Annotated in this window: 9 protein-coding genes; 1 reads left to right on the top strand and 8 read right to left on the bottom strand. The window is 35.5% G+C overall.

Going from position 1 to position 6,240, the window contains the following annotated elements:
* Positions 1–431 precede the first annotated feature (431 nt).
* The 7 genes from A6M14_RS11655 to ubiG form a co-directional block, all read right to left on the bottom strand.
* Entirely contained in the window at positions 432–806 is a 375-nt protein-coding gene (locus tag A6M14_RS11655; protein ID WP_152875223.1) for an RcnB family protein, read from the bottom strand.
* Positions 807–980: 174 nt separating this feature from the next.
* Positions 981–1,370, bottom strand: coding sequence for an RcnB family protein (locus A6M14_RS11650; RefSeq protein ID WP_152875221.1), 390 nt, complete (start codon positions 1,368–1,370; stop codon positions 981–983).
* A gap of 233 nt (positions 1,371–1,603) precedes the next feature.
* The gene (locus tag A6M14_RS14125) at positions 1,604–1,759 is read right to left on the bottom strand and encodes a hypothetical protein (protein ID WP_171500287.1); all 156 of its coding nucleotides are present in this window, start codon (positions 1,757–1,759) and stop codon (positions 1,604–1,606) included.
* A 180-nt stretch (positions 1,760–1,939) separates the two neighbouring features.
* Positions 1,940–2,359, bottom strand: coding sequence for a hypothetical protein (locus A6M14_RS11645; RefSeq protein ID WP_152875219.1), 420 nt, complete (start codon positions 2,357–2,359; stop codon positions 1,940–1,942).
* A 151-nt stretch (positions 2,360–2,510) separates the two neighbouring features.
* Complete coding sequence (locus A6M14_RS11640; RefSeq protein WP_152875218.1) at positions 2,511–3,257, bottom strand: YciK family oxidoreductase; 747 nt, start codon at positions 3,255–3,257, stop codon at positions 2,511–2,513.
* A gap of 44 nt (positions 3,258–3,301) precedes the next feature.
* Positions 3,302–3,976, bottom strand: a complete 675-nt coding sequence (locus A6M14_RS11635; protein WP_152875216.1) for an HAD family hydrolase — start codon at positions 3,974–3,976, stop codon at positions 3,302–3,304.
* The gene (ubiG, locus tag A6M14_RS11630; RefSeq protein ID WP_152875214.1) at positions 3,976–4,689 is read right to left on the bottom strand and encodes a bifunctional 2-polyprenyl-6-hydroxyphenol methylase/3-demethylubiquinol 3-O-methyltransferase UbiG; all 714 of its coding nucleotides are present in this window, start codon (positions 4,687–4,689) and stop codon (positions 3,976–3,978) included. The genes A6M14_RS11635 and ubiG overlap by 1 nt, the downstream gene beginning before the upstream one ends.
* 181 nt (positions 4,690–4,870) lie before the next feature.
* Here ubiG and A6M14_RS11625 point away from each other — a divergent pair, with 181 nt between their 5' ends.
* Positions 4,871–5,488: a thiol:disulfide interchange protein DsbA/DsbL gene (locus tag A6M14_RS11625; protein WP_152875212.1), complete on the top strand. Its 618-nt coding sequence runs from the start codon at positions 4,871–4,873 to the stop codon at positions 5,486–5,488.
* Positions 5,489–5,543: 55 nt separating this feature from the next.
* Here the strand turns inward: A6M14_RS11625 and A6M14_RS11620 are convergent, their stop codons facing one another.
* Positions 5,544–6,194 (bottom strand): TetR family transcriptional regulator, encoded by a 651-nt coding sequence (locus tag A6M14_RS11620; protein WP_152875210.1) that lies wholly within the window; start codon positions 6,192–6,194, stop codon positions 5,544–5,546.
* Positions 6,195–6,240: the final 46 nt, after the last annotated feature.

The following is a 6,240-nucleotide window of genomic DNA, read 5'->3' as shown; positions in this document are numbered from 1 at the left end:
ATTTATGACGGAAGTCTATTGTTATAGACGTAGCGATTATTATCATAAGATGAGCTACTATAATTTTGGTTGCTATTATAACGATCATCTCTGATTTCAGTATAAGTGCGTGTCTCATCATCATAGATGAACTTTTTTGCTATAGAAGATTGCGCTGATATTAAAGTCGTTAAAGATAAAAGCATTATAGATAAAAATTTATTCATATTTTATACACCTCTTGTTATATGAGGTGATAAGAAATTAAAATATATCAGATATGTTAATAAAAGTTACTTTTTGAAAATAAAAAATATTATATTTCAATGATTAATAGCAAAAATGCTTTAACTTTTATGAGAATGTTTATATGAATAAATCTTAATTTTATGCACTAACTTACTACAAAAGTATTTGGTCAATGGAGACCAAACACTTTCACAAAAAAATGATTATATGATTTGAGCAATAGTGTTTTTATTTGAATTTACTAAAACATAATCACCATTAATTTTAAACCATTCCTGATGGCGTTTAGGCTTACTTAAACGCTTTACATCGCTATAGTCGATTTTATAACGAGAAGAATTATATGCGCGGGGAAATGGTTGCCCTACACGCCAATCTCGGCTTGGATTGACATGATGATTGTTATATTTATTGCCATTATTCCAATGTGATTGACTAGGATGTTTTTCGTTTGAATTCCAATGTGTCGGTGCAGGCGGTTGATGATTGAATCGTGGATCATGTTGTGGAGCAGCCATTGCTGAAGTCGCAATAAGGGCACTTAAAGAGAGAGTAATCATTGTTAGATTTTTTTTCATTTCGTCCACCTTTATTCGTTTGGAATGTGTTCTGTATAGCTTTAAATTAACGAAGAAGTAGCGAGAAAAAATGAGAGAAATATAGTGGAATTGTGAAGTAAATGAAGAAATTAAGAAGAATCAATGATTATGTAAAAAAAGCCCAAACATCTGTTGGGCTTTGGAAATTTAAGATTAATCTACGATACTTGTAATCGTGTTGCTGTCAGTATTGACTAGAATGTAGCTATTATTAATTTTATACCACTGCTCATTTCGAGACGGTTTTTCTAAATTATTATCTTTATAATCAACTTTATAGCTATTTCCGCGATAATGTTGTGGCATGACATAACCTTCTTGCCATTTTAACTGTTGTAAGCGTTGAACGCCACGCTCTTCACGCATTCGTCTTTTTTCAAAGCGTTTGTCATTATTTTCTGAATCGCGATATTCACGTTTAGTTTGCATATCGCGTGGTCCATTATAACCACGATCATCATCATGATGAGGTGCAGCAGCAGTGAGACTACTTGCCATCAAAGCACTGAAAGAAATTGCGAGAATAGACAAAATCTTTTTCATGTTTAACCCTCGTAAATTATTTTCACTATGATGTTACTCTACTGAAAAAATGCAGAGAAACTGTGAAGAAAGATGAACTTTTTATTTTAAAGCCATATATATATTAAGGTATTATGATACATTTCGGAAATTTATAAAATTTGAATTACATATCAGAACAATTATAAAAATAAATTTTCAGTTGGATATTTTTAATGAAAATAGTCCAGCATAGGACTATTTTTTTACTCAAATTAATTCCATTGTTGTTCTAGTTTTTGTAAGGAGTTTATGGCTTCGACAACGTATTCAGCTTGTTGAGCATCATCTAAAGCGGTAATTAAATCTTTAGAAAGCTGTAATTTGTTAATTGAACGAATCATTTCAACTTTACGTTTTAAATCAGTCACAAATGGCTCCTTATCTCGTGTTTTCTATGGAGAATATTGTAAAGAATTTAACTTGATTATAAAAACCGAATAATATAATGATATTTATATAAAAAAACGATTCAATGGGGCGTTGTTCTTTTTGATCTTTAGATTAAAAAAGGCAGTTGAGCTGCCTTTTATTTTGGATTTTAAAAGATATTAATAGGCATATTTCATGTCTGTATAATCTGTTAAAGATTTTTGAACATGCGCATTAATGAATTCACGGACATCTTCAGGGCTTAATGGTTCGCCTTGTTTAGTGATGACATGTTCAAAAGGTGCTTGTTCAGGAGCGACAATTTTGTAGACGAAATTGGTCACAATACGGTAAGTATCATCTTCTTTAATAACGCTTGTAACGTAATGATAAGAATGCTCAAAGTTTAAATCTGTATGTGAAAAAACAAATTGATCGAACAGCTTAATATTTTTGCCGTTTTCTAATGCTTGAAGTTCTTGAATAATTGTTGCTTCAAATTTCATGCCGTATTTTTCAGAAATTGGTTTTCCATCTACAAGTAAAGAAACCATTCCATCTTCAAGGTGTGTAACGCCAATATTGCTAAAATCAGACATGTGAAATCTCAGAATGTTTAAGTGATATGTGTTTAGTATGAGTAAAATACAGTTAAAAACAATGCTAGAAAATTTAGCTGTATATAGAATAATCAAAATAAAAAAAGGGAGCATATGCTCCCTTAAATATTATATTTGATTCGTTGAAAAACTAGTCTTGTGCATCAATGCTTTGACCATTCAAAGCAAGACTATCATCACCCATTAAATATAAGTATGCAGGCATAATCATTTCAGGTGTTGCGAGTGTTTTAGGGTCTTCATTGGGGAATGCTTTTGCGCGCATTGCTGTGCGTGTTGCCCCAGGATTAATACAATTAAAACGTAAATTTGGATGTGTATTTTCTTTAGCAAATAATTCGCTAACGGCTTCAATTGCAATTTTTGAAACCGAATATGCACCCCAACGTTCGCGAGTTTCACGTCCTACACCTGAACTTGCAAAGACAACAGATGCATTTTCAGATTTTTTTAATAAGGGAAGTAACTCTTGAGTTAGAACAAAAGGAGCACGTAAATTCACAGCCATGACATCATCCCAAACATCGGCAGGATAATTTTCAAGTTCTGTGCGCTCACCCAAAATGCCTGCATTATGCAAAATTCCGTCTAAGCGACCAAATTGCTTTTGCAGAGTATCGACAAGAAGCTCGTAATCTCTAGGCGATGCGCTTGAAAGTTGTAAGGGTAAAATAGCAGGTTGAGGTGCACCTAAACTTTCAATTTCATCATAAATGACTTCAAGTTTATTTAAGGTTCGTCCATGTAACACTACAGTCGCGCCATGTAATGCATAGCTGAGCGCTGCTGCACGACCAATACCATCACCTGCGCCTGTCACAAGAATGACACGATCTTTCAGTAGGTCTGGGCGAGGCTTATATTCTGAATATTTCATGTTCGAACCTCCTCAATTTTATATAGTTATGAAGTGCATTTTTATTAAGACTTAATCACCATTTTACGAATGACTTGATGTAATTCATCTACATTGTTCACTATACAATCTGCTTGCCACGCTGTTAAGTCATCTTTGTGTTCGATTGGTAAATAACCGTATGCAGCTAAAATAGTGTACATGTTGGCATGACGTCCTGCATCAATATCTCGTGGATGATCACCGACATAAATGCAGTCTTTGACATCTGTATTAATTTGCTTTGCCGCAAGATACATTGGCTCAGGATCGGGCTTAGTATTAGTCACATCTTCAGGGCAAACCAAAACAGCACATCGTGATGTTAAGTTAAGCGCTTTAAGTAATTCTTCACTTAACCAACGAGGCTTGTTCGTCACAATTCCCCAAGGAATATTGTGGCTTTCCAACTCTTCAAGCAGAGGATACATGCCATCGAAAAGATCTGTATCTACGGCAATATCTGCACCGTATAAATCTAAAAAGCGCTGACGATGCGCAAGGAAAATAGGGTCTGTCACTTCAAGTTCAGGATAAACCAGTTTCACCATCGCACGTGCGCCTTCAGACACTTGAGTGCGAATCAAATCGGCTTCAACAACATCTTTGCCTTCTTCACGGCACATGTCTTGAATAATGCGAATAAAATCCGCTGCGGTATCAATTAAGGTGCCATCTAAATCAAATAATACAGCTTTCATTACACGCCTTCTTTTTGTGTATACACCATGTAGTTCACATCTACATTTGGCGCTAACCAATAGCGTTTTGTGATTGGATTGTAATGTAAGCCAGTCATGTCTTTGAGTTTTAAGTTTGCACTACGAATGTCGTTTGCAAGTTCAGATGGTTTAATAAATTTACTGTAATCGTGTGTGCCTTTTGCAAGCATACGGAGCACATATTCGGCACCAATAATGGCAAATAAGTAGGCTTTTGGATTACGGTTAATGGTCGAGAAAAATACGTGACCACCTGGTTTTACAAGCTTTTGACAAGCAAGAATAATAGATGCAGGATCTGGAACGTGTTCAAGCATTTCCATGCAAGTGACAACGTCGTATTGTCCTGCTTGTTCATCAGCAAGTTGTTCTACAGGAATTTGGCGATATTCAATATTTTGAACGCCTTCTTGTTCTGCATGAAGACGAGCAACATTTAGTGGTGCTGCTCCCATGTCGATCCCTAAAACATTTGCACCACGACGCGCCATACTTTCAGCCAAAATACCGCCACCGCATCCTACATCGAGTACTTTTTTGCCTGTAATGCCACCTGAATGCTCATCAATCCAATTTAAACGTAATGGGTTGATCATGTGTAAAGGGCGGAATTCAGAATGCTGATCCCACCAAATGGCTGCGAATGCTTCAAATTTGGCAATTTCTTGTGGATCAACATTTAGTTGCGACATCGGGTTCACCTCAAGCAAGTCGTTATAATTCAAAAAACTTAGTATCTTCTTAGTGTAGCGTTTATTATAAAAAAAGCGATAAAAGCCTTAAAAAAGTTCACAGAATGAAAACGAAAAAGGCTAAATTGATTTATAGTATTTGCATAAGCTAATCATAATATTTTTGAGGCAAATAAGTTCAATGAAAAAAATTCTTTTAGGTAGCCTCGCTACTGCGATGATGGCAATTTCAAGTGGTGTGATGGCAGCAGATTTTGTTGCGGGTAAAGATTACACTGTTCTTGCAAATCCGGGGAAAGTAGAAGTTCCTGGAAAAATTGAAGTGCGTGAATTCTTTTGGTATGGCTGTGGTCATTGCCATAACTTAGAGCCACATATGCAGGCTTGGATTAAAAAAATGCCCAAAGGTGTTCACTTTGTTCGTACGCCTGCGGCAATGAACCCGACTTGGGAACAAGGTGCTCGTGGATACTATGTATCTGAAGCCTTACAAATTCGTAAAAAAACACATTTGCCATTGTTCCATGCCATTCATGAAGAAGGTAAGCAAATTTTCGATCAGCAATCACAAGCGAAATTCTTTGTGAAATATGGTGTGCCTGAAGCGAAATTCAATAGCATGTTTAATTCCTTCCCAATTTCAGCAAAAATTGCTCAGTCCAACCAACTTGCAAGACAATACCAATTATCAGGTGTGCCTGCGGTTGTGGTGAATGGTAAATATGTGGTTCAAGGGGAAGATGCTAAAGTGCCTCAAGTTGTGAATTACTTAATTGAAAAAGAGCGTAAAGCAAAATAATTTGTATTGAATTTTTGAAAAAGCCACTTCAAAGAAGTGGCTTTTTTTTTGATTTTTAGCTTTTTATATTTTTTTCCCAGTTTGAAATTCCATGGAAGAGTAAACGAACTTGAGTGACAGCTTGTGCTTTAAAAATTTGTTGCTGTTGTTCTAAAAGCGGTTGTTTAAATTGACGAGAAAGATCAATCCACGTCATAACCCAGTTAAAGGCTAAATTAATGAGCAATTGTGCTAATACTTTTAAATCATCTATTTGTTGAAAATGTTGAATACTCGGTAAGCGATGAAGATCGATTGCAAAGTCTTCAACAAGATATTCGATTTCTCGTTTTATTGCTTTACGGATGGGCTGTGATCCACCCCAACGTTCAGAAATAATGAAAATCCACTCTTCAGTATGCTGATCGATAGTTTGAAAAAATAGCGCTAAGCTCTTTTGTATTTTTGCTTCAGGTTGATATAAATAGGTTTGTCCTAGCTGATGTAAAGTACTTTTTAAATCTAAGGCAATTTTATCTACCAGCTCTAAGCCTAATGTATCCATATCTTTAAAATGTCGATAAAAAGCTGTAGGTACTAATCCAATTTCACGGCTGATTTCTCTTAAACTGATACTGCTGAAAGAGCGTCCTGAAGTGCTTAAGCGAAGTACGGCATCTATAATAGCTTGGCGACTTTGTCGTTTTCCTTCCTCTCGAATAGACATGCCAAATGTATCCCTACAATTCTTGTATAGCTAAATACTAAATAAA

The sequence above is a fragment of the Acinetobacter portensis genome (genome assembly GCF_009372215.1).
Lineage (GTDB): Bacteria > Pseudomonadota > Gammaproteobacteria > Pseudomonadales > Moraxellaceae > Acinetobacter > Acinetobacter portensis.
This window is presented reverse-complemented; position numbering and strand designations above follow the sequence as displayed.